Origin of the sequence: Paenibacillus crassostreae (assembly GCF_001857945.1) — a bacterium.
GTDB classification, from domain to species: domain Bacteria; phylum Bacillota; class Bacilli; order Paenibacillales; family Paenibacillaceae; genus Paenibacillus_AQ; species Paenibacillus_AQ crassostreae.
Window position 1 is genome coordinate 2,105,115 of record NZ_CP017770.1, and the last position, 14,421, is coordinate 2,119,535.

The following is a 14,421-nucleotide window of genomic DNA, read 5'->3' on the forward strand; positions in this document are numbered from 1 at the left end:
AAAAAGTTTCACACATTGAAAAGTGTTCCATTATGACTGAATCCGCTTTTCAATACGTGAAAGCGATCAATATTTCCTAACTGAGTTCAGTGTAACATACGGTTTGACGAAACGCAAGGATGAGTGAAACTAATTTCCATTTTTAATGAAAAACCATAACACACCCGTAATGTTATATTTCATAACAAACTGTCATTGGTTTGTTTTCTTCCTCATATACTATGCACATATTTGCTTCAACCTATACATGATTTTATATTGTAATCGGCAAAGGAGGGCATGAACACTGATCAAATTCAAGAACGTTAATAAGTACTTTGGTTCTTTTCACGTACTCAAGAACATTGACCTTCAGATTAATGAAGGAGAAGTTGTTGTGATTATCGGTCCCTCAGGTTCAGGTAAAAGCACACTACTTCGTTGTATTAATCGGCTCGAGACCATTTCAGATGGCGAATTGATCCTGAATAAGGTTCCTTTGCACGACAACAAAATTGATATTAATCTGTTCCGTCGCGATATAGGTATTGTGTTCCAACACTTTAATCTTTATCCCCACAAAAAGGTTATTGATAATATTATCCTCGCCCCTATGAAAGTTCAACGGCTTTCTAAAGATGAAGCAAAGACGATAGCTATGTCCTATCTAACTCGTGTGGGAATAGATGAAAAGGCAGATAGCTACCCTTCCCAACTATCAGGTGGGCAACAACAGCGCGTTGCTATTGCACGTGGACTTGCGATGAATCCCAAGATTATGCTCTTCGACGAACCTACCTCAGCACTTGATCCTGAAATTATTGGGGAAGTACTCGATGTCATGCGTTCTTTAACCAATCAAGGCATGACCATGGTTATTGTAACGCATGAGATGGGATTTGCCCGCGAAGTTGCTGATGTCATAGTTTTTATAGATGAAGGTCAGATTCTAGAAGTAGCTACATCAACAGAATTCTTCTCCAGCCCACGCGAAGCACGTGCACGTGCTTTCCTCAGTCGCCTGATTAACCATTAAACATATCCTAGAGAAATTGAAAGGGGAACATGAATCATGAACAAAATAATGAGGTCCCATGTATTACTTATTGTAATCTTAGCTATTGCTGTTGCATTGGCAGGATGCAGCTCAAACAAAGAGAATACTACGCTCGGAGCGATAAAGGATCGTGGGAAAGTGATTGTAGGTGTGAAATATGATACCAAGTTGTTCGGTCTTAAAGACCCTGCTACAGGTAATGTTGAAGGGTTCGATATCGATATTGCCAAGGCTTTAGCCAAAAAAGTATTAGGCGATGAATCAAAGATTGAGCTCAAGGAAGTCACCTCTAAGACACGTATCCCACTTCTCCAAAATGGAGAAATCGATCTTATCATTGCCACGATGACGATAACGGACGAACGCAAAGAACAAGTTGATTTTAGTGATGTCTATTTTAAAGCAGGCCAATCGTTGCTTGTTAAGAAAGAAAGCCCTATTCAAAGTATTGAAGATCTCGCCAAAGGCACCAAAGTTTTGGCTGTAAAGGGATCCACTTCTGCTACTAATATTCGTGAGAAAGCACCTGATACCGAAGTGCTCGAATACGAGAATTATCAAGATGCCTTTACAGCACTCAAAGCAGGAAAAGGCGACGCACTCACCACAGACAACGCTATTCTCCTTGGCATGCAGCAACAAGATCCTGGCTATGTGTTGGCTGGTGGTACCTTTACAGATGAGCCTTACGGTATCGCTATTCGAAAGGGAGATAGTGAATTTGTATCAATCGTCAATGAATTACTTAAGGAAATGAAGGACAGTGGCGATTACGATGTACTTTATGAACAATGGATGGGTGTTAAACCTGAATAACGAATCCGTTTGGAGGGGGAGTGGCTCAACACGCCCTCCTCTTTTTACTTATCCGAGGAAACGGAGGTTCACAGACCAGCTATGGGAAAATTCGATATCACTCTAGTATTTGACCATTGGGATCGCTATATAGAAGGATTTATGAACACCATTCAAGTTAGCATCATGGCTCTTATTGGAAGCTTCGTATTGGGAGCAATCATTGCGATATTCCGTATCGCTCCTATTAAACTTCTGAATTGGGTCGGGACAGTATATGTAGAAGTTGTTCGCAATATCCCGCTTTTGATCGTTGTTTTCTTTTTCTATCTGGGGTTACCCTCACTCGGTATCACCTTAGATGGATTTGTATCGGGCACATTGGGTCTAACCGTTTATACTGCCTCGTTTATTGCTGAAGCCATTCGTGCTGGGATTCAAGCTGTTCCTTCAGGACAATCCGAAGCAGCAAGGTCGACGGGACTATCATATCTTCAGACTATGAATCATATCATTCTGCCACAAGCGATAAAGATTGTACTTCCAGCCATCGGCAATCAGTTCATTAATCTGGTGAAAAATTCGTCGATCCTTGCTGTCGTTGCCGGGATGGATTTGATGTATTACGCAGATCTGATTAATTCAGATACTTTCTTACCGTTAACTGTTTATACATTTGTAGCACTTTTCTATTTAGTACTCACAGTTCCACTCAGCTTCGCTGTTTTATATTTGGAAAGACGTTTTAACATTGCTGATAACCAATGATGCCTATTTCCAGCAGAAAGGAGCGAGTGATCTATGGATTTTAGCGGTGCGTATTCCATTCCTAATCTGACATTTATTCTAAAAGGATTCCTTATCACTTTAGAAGTAGCCGTTATCTCGATCATATTAAGTTTCATATTAGGAACTATGTTAGGTACTCTGAGATATACACGAATGCCTGTTGTGACGCAACTAACCGCTTTCGTTGTAGACACCCTACGTAATTTACCACTCTTACTTATTATATTCTTCATGAGAATCGTACTTCCTCAAGTCGGCATCAGCATGTCTCCTTTCTGGTCTACCGTTGTGGCATTGACCTTATTTGAAGGAGCCATGATATCTGAAATTGTAAGAAGTGGGTTAAATTCAATCGATAAAGGACAGATTGAGGCAGCTAGATCATCCGGACTTAATTATATTCAGACATTCTGGCATATTGTACTCCCTCAAGGATTACGTCGAATGTCCCCACCATTGGTCAGTCAATTTATTTCCTTGCTCAAAGATACATCTCTTGCTATCATCATTTCGCTCCCCGAAATCATGCACAATGTTCAAATCCTTGGAGGACAAAGCTTCAATTATGTTATCCCAGCACTTATCCTTGCAGCAGTTCTATATTTCATTGTGAATTACACCCTATCGATTATCGCTCGACGTCTCGAGTCTAAGATCAATTAACATCTGAACCTTACTTGCAGTCCGTTTAGGCCAATCATCTTTTTATCGTCAAGTTGAAGGAATGATGAATGGTCTTTGCCGGACTATTTTTCATGGAAATTAAAGTGGAATGGTTGATATTTCTCCTCGCACACGCTAACATGGGTTCATTATCCTATGTGAAAGTTCAGGTGTATATACGATGATCAAAAACGAACAAATCAGAGCCTCCGAGGTTCAGTTGACTGGCATTCATGGTGAAGATCTTGGTGTGATATCAACCTCAGAAGCTCTAGCTTTGGCTAAGAAACACAAGGTCGATCTGATCTGTACTTCACTTTTAAGCAGCCCTCCACCATGCCGATTAATGAAAGCTGGAGCCGCTAAGCAAGAAGTTCAGAAATCTAAGCCAAAGTCCGGCAAGCAAGAACAATCTCTTAAGGTAAAAGAAATACATCTTACACCCCAAATTGAAGATCATGATTACGATACGAAAAAGAATCAAGCTTACAAGCTTTTACAATCAGGAAAAGCGGTGTTGATCGTTGTACGTATTCAGGGTAAAGAAGGCCCTAAAGCAAAAGAATTGCTGGAGCGATTACTAAAGGATCTTATCGATGTAGGAAGTAAACAAAGTGGAATCCAACTCAGCGGTAAGCAAGCTATGGTTCAGGTGAATCCATTATAATAGAAGTTAGAATAACTGGTTCACCTACGTGACCAGAACAATGTGAGGTTAACAAATGTCCAAACGTATTTTATTCACAGGTGGTGGCTCTGCAGGTCATGTCACAGTTAATGTAGCTCTCATTCCAAAGTTCGTCAAATTAGGATGGGATGTATCATATATAGGCTCTATCAAAGGAATTGAATCCGAACTCATTTCCAATATCGAATCGGTGGATTATCATGGCATTTCCACAGGTAAGCTTCGGCGCTATATGAGTATTGAGAACTTCAAAGATCCCTTCCGCATTGTGAAAGGTGTATTTGAAGCTTACACGTTAATTCGTAAAATCAAGCCGGATGTTGTGTTCTCAAAGGGAGGATTTGTATCTGTTCCTGTTGTCATCGGTGCTAAGTTAAACAACGTACCTATCATCATTCATGAATCCGACATTACACCAGGTCTTGCGAACAAAATCGCACTTCCTTTAGCTACTAAGGTATGTGTCACTTTCCCTGAAACGTTAGATCATATGAAGAGTGATAAAGCAACCTATGTTGGGGCAATTATTCGTGATGAACTTCGTTCTGGCGGTGCTAGCCAGGGATTAAGCCATCTTCAGTTTGAGAATAGTAAACCAATCATACTTGTAATGGGAGGTAGCCTAGGCTCCAAAAAAATCAACGATACGATTCGCAGGAATCTCCCCACTCTCCTTGATCAGTTCCAAGTTGTACATATCTGTGGTAAAGGTCAGGTAGACGATTCTATCCAACTCAATGGCTATCAACAGTATGAATATATTCATGATGAGCTACCCGACGTGATCGCCTCAGCAGATATTGTCGTGACAAGAGCCGGTTCTAACTCGATCTTTGAATTTCTAGCACTTCATAAACCTATGCTGTTAATTCCACTATCGAAAGCGGCAAGTCGCGGGGATCAAATATTAAATGCACAATCTTTTGAAAAGGCAGGGTATGCAGAGGTTTTATTAGAAGAAGAATTGACCGACGAGAGCTTTATGCTTTCTCTCAATATACTATTCACCAGAAAATCTCAAATCATAGATACGATGGCTAAACATGATCAGAGTAATACGATCAATCAAGTTATTGAACTCATACAGAACACGGCAAGAACGAGATAGATTTCTAAGATACTTTCTTCTATTGCTAAAAAGACGAACGCAAGGATTAACCCTGCATTCGTCTTTTATATTTAGATGAACTCAATTACGTCCTATCCCGATAATACGATGTTGCTCTTGTAGATGTGTTAGATGAGATGATCGCTTCAGGGTCTATCGACTTTACAAGAACTCTAAATCTTGCTTTTTCTGCGAAATGAACCTTGTACACGATTGGACTACCCTCATCCTGTTCAATATTCTCTTCTTCTAACGACTTTTCTTCCGATATATTGGTCAGTCCCAGACGTAATGACAGAACCTGCTTGATCTCTTCATATCTACTACTTTGAACATATATAGTCCGGTATAAGGAAAATCCTCTAATCGTTAAGTGAACCATCTCAAAAGCTAACAGATAGGCAATGACAGAATACATCGCTTGATCCCATCCGAATACAAATCCAGCCATCGTCAACACCATACAATTGATAAGCATGATAATATCATCCAGCGAGACTGGAACTCCATTTCTCCATAGAGAGTGCTCAGCCAGTTCCAATATATCCAGCGCTCCTCCATATCGCACGACAATACCGAGACCTAACCCCAACGAGACTCCACCCACCATTGCGGCAGATAGAGAATGTTCGATTAAGGCAGGTATATGATGAAGAAAGATGGCAGTTAATGAGAATACGATCAATCCTAATACCGTCAGGACAACAAACTCTTTACGTATATGTTTGTAGGACATAACCATAAAAGGTACGTTCAACAGGAAAAGAAATAATCCTAGTCTCATCTCCGTAATATGAGCGAATATGGCTGAAATTCCTGTCATCCCACCAATAATAATCTGATTAGGCATTAGGAAAAGTTCTAAGCCCATTGATGCTAATATACTTCCTACAACGACAAAGAAGATATGAATAAACCAGCGCTTAATGTCATTTAACTCATAAGCTTTCCTTGATTCTAATGAAGTTCTAAGTTGTTTCAGTGCAAATCCCTCCTCCTCTGCTATAGACTCTCCCTATAATGACAGATGGTTCTGGATAGCATTTTAATAGGATTCGTGTAATTTAAGTTCCGCTTTCTTCTGGTAGCTTAGGGTTTACGTTCGTGTTACCTCTTCTTTTGGAATCTTTGAATTTGAATATATTATCCATAAAGTTGTATACATGCTTAGATTCTTTCGATAATAGAGGACCGAGAATAGCCATAATTAATACATAGAGCGCTGTAAAGGATTGAAGCACAGGCATAAGGCCCCCTGCCTTCCCTAAGTTAGCCATAATAATGGAGAATTCTCCACGACCCATAATCGTGAACCCAATGTTAAATGATTGCTTGGTAGACAAACCAGCGCTTCTCCCAGCCATCAATCCAGCTATAAAATTCCCGACCAATGTCAAAAGAACTGCGGCAAGAGATAACCATATCGCACCGAACATTTCCAGTGGATTAATAGATAATCCAAAGCTAAAGAAGAAGATAGCTCCGAAAAAGTCCCTGAAGGGTAAAATAAGATGCTCAATTCGTTTCGCATGTTTCGTATCGGCGAGTACAAGTCCAAACAGTAACGCTCCTATAGCTTCCGCCACATGAATCGTTTCTGAGAAGCCCGCTACAAGAAATAATGAACCAAAAACAACAAGTACAAATAATTCATTAGAGCGGATATTGAGCAGCTTATTTAACAATGGGACTGCCTTTCGCCCAACAATAATCATGAACAACATAAATCCTAGTGCTATTGATGCAGTCAGTAACACACCCCATACGCTAGAAGAATCACTGAGAACAATCCCTGAAAGGATAGATAAATATACAGCTAGGAATACATCTTCAAACATGGTGATGCCAAGAACCATTTCCGTCTCTGTATTAGCAGTACGCTTCAGATCTACAAGCACCTTTGCCACAATCGCACTAGAGGAAATGGTTGTGATACCAGCAATAACGAGAATTTCTTCAATAGGAAACCCAGCTATTATCCCAAGTAGTAATCCCAAAACAAAGTTAATTCCAATGTAAATGGAGCCACCTGTCACAATGGACTTCCCTGATTTAATCAACCGACCAATCGAGAATTCTATTCCTAAATAGAACAATAAAAATAAAACACCAATACGGCCAAGCAAATCGATGAATGGGGCACTCTCTATGAACCGAAAGTCAAAATGCCAAAAGTTCATTGCATGAGGCCCTACAGCCATTCCGATTAATATATAGAAGGGTATAACCGAAAATTTAATCTTTGTCGCAATCAGTCCTCCTGCTGCGATCAAAGCAATGGCTAACCCTACTTCAAGAATAATATGATCCATCTATTCAACCACTTCCATTCAGTAAAATTTGTTTGAATAATTTCTGTTGTTCACGTTCGCCCACAACAACCAAAGTAGATTCTGCTGGAATTACGAAATCTGGACCTGGATTTACGTGCTTGGAATGATTCTTCTCAATGACAGCAATAATCATCGCTCCAGAATTTTGACGTACATCAAGCTCACCAATCGATTTCCCGATGGCTTTATAACTATTGTCAGTTTTGTACCATTCTATAATCAGTTCATCAAATGCCATATCTACTTTCTCTAGCGCTTTAGGAACGTAAGTCATTCCACCTACAATTGCTGCAATGACACGAGCTTCATCATCATCCAAAGAAACCATAGAAATGCTATCATCAGGATCCTCATATTCAAAATGGTACATTTCACGTCTTCCATTATCATGAATAATAACAACTAACTTATCGCCACTATTTGTCTCGATATGGAACTTCTTGCCAATTCCAGGCAAATCAATTTCGCGTACATTCATTATTAAAAACCTCCAATATTTTGTTTGAATATATATATATATAAATAGAACGGTTACATTGCTCGAAATTGAACAATATCCGCCTGCATATTTTTGTATAAAAAGTTCCAATAAATATAATGGGTATTAGGAAAGAATCTCTAAATGGGTGCTTAAATTAGAGCACAGACAAATTGGCTCTGCTCACGAAAGTGGAGGTGTAGTTAATGGGGTCTAGAAATAAGCGTCGTAGTAATAACATAATGCAACGTTTAAACGGATAGATAAATGAAGGTAAATGTAACAATTCTAATAAGAAAATGTAGAATAACGGGGAGACTAACTGTGAAACAAGCTTAAGCTTTAATAAGAGTGGTGCGGATTGTCGAATAAAGGGTTTGGACATACTCAACCCCGAAGTAATTTCACTATGAGAAGATTCACTCCTGTATTCTTCATGAGAAGAAACGGGAAAGGATAGAGCTAGTACTAAAGCTAGTCCGATCGTCATCATGTAACGAAAACATTGTTGTATAATGGACAAATAGTACCACTCCCTTCTCATACTGTTACTAAAATGATATCACACCTCAATTCTTATCACAAACCAGATACATGAATTTATAAAACAGACCTTCAACACATCATGAAGGTCCGTTTTACTGTGTCCTACACTTTGAACCGACTTACTAGTTGATGAAGTCCCTCAGACAATTGGATAAGCTCTTGTGCGGAAGAGCTAATCTCCTCCATCATGGCAAGCCGACAATTACTGGGTTGCGGCTGTTGTCTCTTCGATTTGATTTACTCTTAGTCCGTGGTAATTGGCACATTAATACAAAAAAATACTTATTCAAGGATTTACCATCCGTTACTTACTTTGAATTTTCTTAATCTTTACGTTACACTGAATCTTAATATTGCCTTTTTACTTGGAATGAATTTAGATAGAAAAGATGTGAAATACGTTGTCTATAAACTGGAAAACTAACAAACTAACCACTCTGGTTATTATCATGTTGCTATTCGTAGCAAAATTAAGTCTTCTGCGATTTTTTTATTTCAGAGAAATTACCGGTAGTGGCCTACTCGCTGATACATTGTCCATCCTCATATTGGTTTCCCTACTTGACCTAATCTTGCCATCCAAAGCAAAACGGATCGTATTTTGGATTTTAAACACCCTATTCTCTGTCGTACTATTCGCAGCTACGTTATATCAAGTTCATTTTGGGTCAGTACCCACGTATACAACACTAAGTGGGTTAGGGCAAGTTGGTCAGATTCGTGCTAGCATCCAATCCTTGATTAAACCAATTCATTTTCTGTTTTTTACTGATCTTGCCATCGCTCTTATCTTAACGTTCATGGGTTTCATTCGTCCTCGTCGTGCGGTTTATGTGCATCGTGTAAGTCCTATATTCAGTTCCACATTTGATCATAAAAGAAAGAGACTCAAGTGGAAAATGGTTACTGCACTCCTCTTAGTCATCAGTATTAGTGGCTCAAGTCTACTAATTAACCGCTCGCTTGGGATACATAATGAGCTTGTTCAAGCCAATAAACTTGGATTTCTAAATTATCAGGTAGCCGCAATTTTAAAGCTAAAGCAGGAAGATGAGTCGATTACCAAAGGTAATCTCCAGCAAACAATCGCAGATGTGAGGACATTACAGTCCACTTATCCGTATATAGATGACCCCTCAGTAGCACCTGCCTCTTTCGGTTCCGCTAAAGGAATGAATGTTATCGTTATACAGATGGAGGCTTTTCAAAATTTCCCTATCCATTTGCGTCTGGGACAACAAGAAGTGACCCCTGTGCTCAATAAACTAGCTCAGGAAAGCTATTACTTCCCTTATTTCTATCAGCAAATTGGGCAAGGAAATACGTCGGATGCTGAGTTCATATCCAATACATCCATCTATCCAACTGGAACTGATGCCATGTCTTCCGGCTTCGGAAATAGACAGATACCTAGTCTGCCAAGGCTATTAGGCGGATTACAATACACCTCTGCGACATTCCATATCAATGATGTCACTTTCTGGAGCCGCAACTTGTTGTATCCAGCCCTTGGTTTCGATCATTATTATGATAAACCTTTCTATAAGAATGATCATTTCAATGATTTCGGTGCTTCAGATGAAGAAATGTATCGTGTAGGCGTGGAGAAGATGAAGGAGCTCTCTGCCGACAATCATCCTTTCTATACGCAGTTCGTTACAACTTCTAGTCATGCTCCTTTTGTCATTCCAGAAGATCGACGGCAGCTAACGCTACCCTCCGATATGGAAGGAACAGAACTTGGTCATTATTTGACTGCTGTAAACTATACGGATTATGCAATTGGTAAACTTATTGATCAATTGAAGGAAAATGGACTTTGGGATAATACCGTACTTGTGGCTTATGGTGACCATTTTGGGATAAATCCGAAAGAGATTGATGGGGCTGAGATTACAGATAAACTGGGCGTTCCGTATCATAATCAGATCAGTCGCTTCAATATCCCCCTCCTTATTCATGTACCTAATCAAGGAGCAGGGAAAGTGGTTGAGCTTACAGGTGGGCAGCTTGATATCATGCCAACGGTCGCCAATCTGATGGGGATTTCACTCGAGGAGGAGAACTTCACAACATTCGGACGCGATCTTCTGAACACAGATCACAACGTCTTCGGTATGCGTTATTATTCTCCTACAGGCACATTTTTCAATAATGATATCATGTTCGTTCCAGGTGCTGGCTTTGAGGATGGCAATGCCCTTTCCTTAAAAACATTGCAACCGGTCGAAGATATCAGTGCTTATCGCAGCGATTATGATTACATCATGTCATTGATGCAGTTATCTGATCACTATATGCAATTATTACCTAAACGCGCTCCTTGATTTTAGCTAAGTTAGCTCAACCATTAGAGTCATTCATATTAGATAAGCTATCTCTTCTTTAGACAACAACAGCCCAAACAACCACCAGTAATCTGGTGGTTGTTTGGTTCTGAATAATTATTTATTTTTACTGAGTGGTATCATTACCTACAAGCCCCGCAGCCAATCCTTTAACATCCAACCCATCAATGGCAAAAGCTCTCCGCACTAATTCTGGGGAAATGAACTCATCGTATTTCCCTAAATACGGGGCCTCATCTGGGGATAGGAGCGTAATGGCATCCTCGCATGTTGAAATCTCCGCTAGGATATGGTCGAGAAGTATCTGTACGTTGGTCTTACCAGCTACAACCATATAATACGGTTCCATCGGGACGATCGAACGTAAACCTAACTTATCCTTCAGGTTATTCTTAATCAACCGTTCCAAGGTACGGAATTGCTTACTCCCAACCCAAGGCATAATGAAGAAGGAATCGCCTCCCGCGGGAATGACTGAACTACGTAACATCCCACTTTCTCTTACAAGTCGACGAGCACGCTCAAGACGGTTGACTGCATTGGGCGCTAGATAGGAGTAGATGACATCATCCGCTAAAATTTCACGCATCTTCTGCATCACTCGGGTATGTACATCGCCTCCGGCACCTAACCAGAGTGTATCCACCTTTCCACGTGTAGATTGCACATAGACGGCTTGATGTTTCGTATCGACCTCTTCTACTTTCCACGGCTTACCAGCTAATGTGAAGACATAACCCGGAGGTGGCACGGTTGTGATGGAACCAATCTCCTCCGTACCGTTGTATACTACATGCTCCTCATCATCTTTAAACACCGCATAGAACCGGAAGTTATTCACGATTCGCTCGCCCATCAATCCGATGATAAGGCCACCTTCTTCGGTCCGTTGAATATGGTCGGTCTGCAATAAGTAATTTAAGAATGTTTTGTAGTCCTCTGGCTGTATCTCTTTAAAAGAAGGCAAAGTCAGCACCGCCCGAGCGAGTTCGGCTGGTTCCGCTTCCCCCAAACTCTTCAACACGCTCATCGTTTGATGATACATCAGACCGATAGGCATTTGCCGAACATCTAGTGGCTCCACCCATTTCTCTCGAACATATAACTCAATGACGGCAATGGCACGAAGTAACATCCATGGCATCCGTGCGGGGAGTTGTGCTTCTTCATCCTCTTCTTCAGGACAGACAAACAGCATTTCCGATGCTGCATTGCCACGCCGCCCTGATCGCCCTAATCTTTGAACGAAGCTCGAACTACTGTAAGGTGCTCCTAATTGAACTACTCGCTCCAGTTCCCCTAGATCAATCCCTAGCTCTAGCGTCAAGGTCGCCGCTGCAACCGCAGGTCCGTATCCTGTACGCAGTGCGGCTTCTGCTTCCTCACGCAACATAGCGGATATACTCCCATGATGTACATAGAATACATCTGCCTCATGACGTTTGGCTGCAATCCGTCGTAGCTCTAACGTCATCATCTCGGCATCTGAGCGACTATTGGTGAATACAAGGGCTTTCTTATGATGTGTATGATCGTAGATATAGTCGTGATAAGCTTGTTTGGCGAATTCTAACATCTTAGCTTCTTCTTCATTACGTGCATCAGGAAATGAGAAATGTTCTACACTTAGCTTGAGTTTACGTCCACCCTGTGGAGCTACGATTTCCGTCGCTTTATCTGTACCGGCACTAATCCATTCGGTGGCGGAATCATAATCACTAAGTGTTGCAGAAAGGCCAATTCTGCGCGGCGTGCAATAGGCCATCCGCTCAATTCTAGACAACTGGCATAACACTTGAATACCGCGGTCCGATCCCATAAAGGCATGTACTTCATCAATGATGATGTAGCGCAGATCATGAAATAGAGCTGGAATAGCATTCGGTCGATTCATAAGTAGTCCTTCGAGCGATTCGGGTGTGATTTGTAGCACTCCAGAAGGCTTCTTCATGAGCTTGGTTTTCTCTGTTTGAGAGACGTCACCGTGCCAATGCCATACGGGGATGCCACCTTCTTGTAGTAGCTCATTCAATCGTTCAAACTGATCATTAATTAGTGCCTTAAGTGGGCTAATATATAAGATACCCACGGATTTAGAAGGTCTTTCATGTAGTTCAGTAAGAGCAGGAAAGAATACCGCTTCTGTCTTACCAGATGCCGTACCCGAAGCAATCAGAAGATGATTAGGCGTATCAAATAGAACACGACAAGCTTCTACTTGTGCTTCACGCAATTCATCCCATCTTTTGCGATATATAAATTCCTGAATAAACGGTGCTAATCGATAAAAAGGGTTGTTGCTCATAGCTCGAACTCCGCAAGGAAATCATCCATATCATCCGCATTGACCGTTGCCGTTGTAGCTATATCTCGTTCACCAAGTAGATCCTCGTACGTCTTCTCTGGATTCTGATGGAGCGTATTGAGTAAATCCATGAAATCTCTTATAATTTCCCGTGTCGTAAGTAATTCATCAGCCCCTAATCTACCTACGGCAAGTTCCATAAATTGTACAAGTTGTGCATTGCTTAGGGATGACTCGTAACCATAGTGCATCGCATGAATACTGCTTAATTTCTGCAATAGAATTAAGATCTCTTCATGCGATAACATATTCAACCGAAGCATGGGACCCGTATAATTCTTTAAGCCCTCTGCTCCATAACGCCCCTCAACCAACCGTGATCTCAGCGCTTCATAGCTGAATAATCCTCGACGTGGATCTTCTACGAATTGAGGAGTTCCACCTAGGAAAATACCTAAATGCTCAGCTTTGCCTTGCATCGTATCATTGAACATCATCAATAGCTTCTCATAGTTACTTTGACGAGAAATGCTATTGGTTATTTTGTAAAGATTAACACCTTCATCAATAAACAATAACAATCCTTTGTAACCGATCCGTGCCACAAATTCTGACCATAACTTCATATAGTCATACCAATTACTATCGTCGATAATAACGCCTACATCTATAGCTTTTCTTGCTTCAGTCTTGGTCGCATACTCTCCGCGTAGCCAGCGAAGTGCCGCTTGTTTCCTTTCATCATCTGCCAGTTTATAGCTATTCCAATAAGCAGCCAATACCTTGGCAAAGTCGAAACCATGGACCATATTCTGCATCTCAGATGTTATGGCGAATATCCGTAACTCTACTTCCTGATTCAAGGCAAGATCGTTAGGTCGAAGCCCAAGCTCCTTCATGGCCGTTTGCTGAATGGAAGCAATCCATTTCTGCAAGATCACTTCCAGTGCTCCTCCATCTGGACGAGTACGTGTAGATAGATTCGTCATCAACTCACGATACGTTGCTAGTCCCTGTCCTTGAGTTCCAACTAATCGACGCTCCGGAGACAGATCAGCGTCTGCCACAACAAATTCACGGTCCATCGCATAATTCCGGATCATTTGCAGCAGAAAACTTTTACCACTTCCGTACCTTCCGGTAATTAGCTTGAACATAGCTCCACCCTCAGCGACATTGTCCATATCTCTGAGAATAGCTTCAATCTCATATTTACGACCTACAGCAATATGCTCCAATCCGATTCGTGGAACTACACCTGCTGTTAATGAGTTTACAAGGGCTGTCGTCATTCTTTTGGGGATTTTCACTTCACTCATTCGTATTCACCTC

Annotated in this window: 12 protein-coding genes; 7 read left to right on the top strand and 5 right to left on the bottom strand. The window is 41.0% G+C overall.

What is annotated here, in order from left to right:
* Positions 1-286: 286 nt before the first annotated feature.
* From LPB68_RS09885 to LPB68_RS09910, 6 genes are all read left to right on the top strand, one after another.
* Complete coding sequence (locus LPB68_RS09885) at positions 287-1,015, top strand: amino acid ABC transporter ATP-binding protein (RefSeq protein ID WP_068659995.1); 729 nt, start codon at positions 287-289, stop codon at positions 1,013-1,015.
* 36 nt (positions 1,016-1,051) lie between these two features.
* The gene (locus tag LPB68_RS09890; RefSeq protein ID WP_068659997.1) at positions 1,052-1,852 is read left to right on the top strand and encodes an ABC transporter substrate-binding protein; all 801 of its coding nucleotides are present in this window, start codon (positions 1,052-1,054) and stop codon (positions 1,850-1,852) included.
* Positions 1,853-1,933: 81 nt separating this feature from the next.
* Entirely contained in the window at positions 1,934-2,599 is a 666-nt protein-coding gene (locus tag LPB68_RS09895; RefSeq protein ID WP_068659999.1) for an amino acid ABC transporter permease, read from the top strand.
* A gap of 33 nt (positions 2,600-2,632) precedes the next feature.
* Positions 2,633-3,283: an amino acid ABC transporter permease gene (locus LPB68_RS09900; RefSeq protein ID WP_068660001.1), complete on the top strand. Its 651-nt coding sequence runs from the start codon at positions 2,633-2,635 to the stop codon at positions 3,281-3,283.
* A 181-nt stretch (positions 3,284-3,464) separates the two neighbouring features.
* Entirely contained in the window at positions 3,465-3,950 is a 486-nt protein-coding gene (gene infC / locus LPB68_RS09905) for a translation initiation factor IF-3 (protein WP_068660002.1), read from the top strand.
* Between the two features lie 55 nt (positions 3,951-4,005).
* Positions 4,006-5,079: an undecaprenyldiphospho-muramoylpentapeptide beta-N-acetylglucosaminyltransferase gene (locus LPB68_RS09910; RefSeq protein WP_068660004.1), complete on the top strand. Its 1,074-nt coding sequence runs from the start codon at positions 4,006-4,008 to the stop codon at positions 5,077-5,079.
* An 85-nt stretch (positions 5,080-5,164) separates the two neighbouring features.
* Here the strand turns inward: LPB68_RS09910 and LPB68_RS09915 are convergent, their stop codons facing one another.
* The 3 genes from LPB68_RS09915 to LPB68_RS09925 all read right to left on the bottom strand — a co-directional run bounded on the left by LPB68_RS09915 (position 5,165) and on the right by LPB68_RS09925 (position 7,890).
* Entirely contained in the window at positions 5,165-6,061 is an 897-nt protein-coding gene (locus LPB68_RS09915) for a YitT family protein (protein WP_068660006.1), read from the bottom strand.
* Between the two features lie 82 nt (positions 6,062-6,143).
* Complete coding sequence (locus LPB68_RS09920) at positions 6,144-7,391, bottom strand: cation:proton antiporter (protein WP_068660007.1); 1,248 nt, start codon at positions 7,389-7,391, stop codon at positions 6,144-6,146.
* 4 nt (positions 7,392-7,395) lie between these two features.
* On the bottom strand, positions 7,396-7,890 hold the full coding sequence (locus LPB68_RS09925) for a cation:proton antiporter regulatory subunit (protein WP_068660009.1): 495 nt from the start codon (positions 7,888-7,890) through the stop codon (positions 7,396-7,398).
* 995 nt (positions 7,891-8,885) lie between these two features.
* Between LPB68_RS09925 and LPB68_RS09930 the strand changes: the two genes are divergently transcribed.
* A complete protein-coding gene (locus LPB68_RS09930) occupies positions 8,886-10,763 on the top strand; it encodes an LTA synthase family protein (RefSeq protein ID WP_068660173.1) in 1,878 nt (625 codons plus the stop codon).
* Positions 10,764-10,890: 127 nt separating this feature from the next.
* On the opposite strand, the gene LPB68_RS09935 is transcribed toward LPB68_RS09930, so the two are convergent.
* Entirely contained in the window at positions 10,891-13,089 is a 2,199-nt protein-coding gene (locus tag LPB68_RS09935) for a DEAD/DEAH box helicase (RefSeq protein ID WP_068660011.1), read from the bottom strand.
* Positions 13,086-14,408 carry an ATP-binding protein gene (locus LPB68_RS09940; RefSeq protein WP_068660013.1) on the bottom strand — a complete coding sequence of 441 codons (1,323 nt, stop codon included), beginning with the start codon at positions 14,406-14,408 and terminating at the stop codon, positions 13,086-13,088. The genes LPB68_RS09935 and LPB68_RS09940 overlap by 4 nt, the downstream gene beginning before the upstream one ends.
* Positions 14,409-14,421: the final 13 nt, after the last annotated feature.

Excerpts from the sequence above, each read along its gene's own strand:
- LPB68_RS09890 (WP_068659997.1), top strand. The coding sequence starts at position 1,052 with ATGAACAAAATAATGAGGTCCCATGTATTACTTATTGTAATCTTAGCT.
- LPB68_RS09895 (WP_068659999.1), top strand. The coding sequence starts at position 1,934 with ATGGGAAAATTCGATATCACTCTAGTATTTGACCATTGGGATCGCTAT.
- LPB68_RS09900 (WP_068660001.1), top strand. The coding sequence starts at position 2,633 with ATGGATTTTAGCGGTGCGTATTCCATTCCTAATCTGACATTTATTCTA.
- infC (WP_068660002.1), top strand. The coding sequence starts at position 3,465 with ATGATCAAAAACGAACAAATCAGAGCCTCCGAGGTTCAGTTGACTGGC.
- LPB68_RS09910 (WP_068660004.1), top strand. The coding sequence starts at position 4,006 with ATGTCCAAACGTATTTTATTCACAGGTGGTGGCTCTGCAGGTCATGTC.
- LPB68_RS09920 (WP_068660007.1), bottom strand. The coding sequence starts at position 7,391 with ATGGATCATATTATTCTTGAAGTAGGGTTAGCCATTGCTTTGATCGCA.
- LPB68_RS09925 (WP_068660009.1), bottom strand. The coding sequence starts at position 7,890 with ATGAATGTACGCGAAATTGATTTGCCTGGAATTGGCAAGAAGTTCCAT.
- LPB68_RS09930 (WP_068660173.1), top strand. The coding sequence starts at position 8,886 with ATGTTGCTATTCGTAGCAAAATTAAGTCTTCTGCGATTTTTTTATTTC.
- LPB68_RS09935 (WP_068660011.1), bottom strand. The coding sequence starts at position 13,089 with ATGAGCAACAACCCTTTTTATCGATTAGCACCGTTTATTCAGGAATTT.
- LPB68_RS09940 (WP_068660013.1), bottom strand. The coding sequence starts at position 14,408 with ATGAGTGAAGTGAAAATCCCCAAAAGAATGACGACAGCCCTTGTAAAC.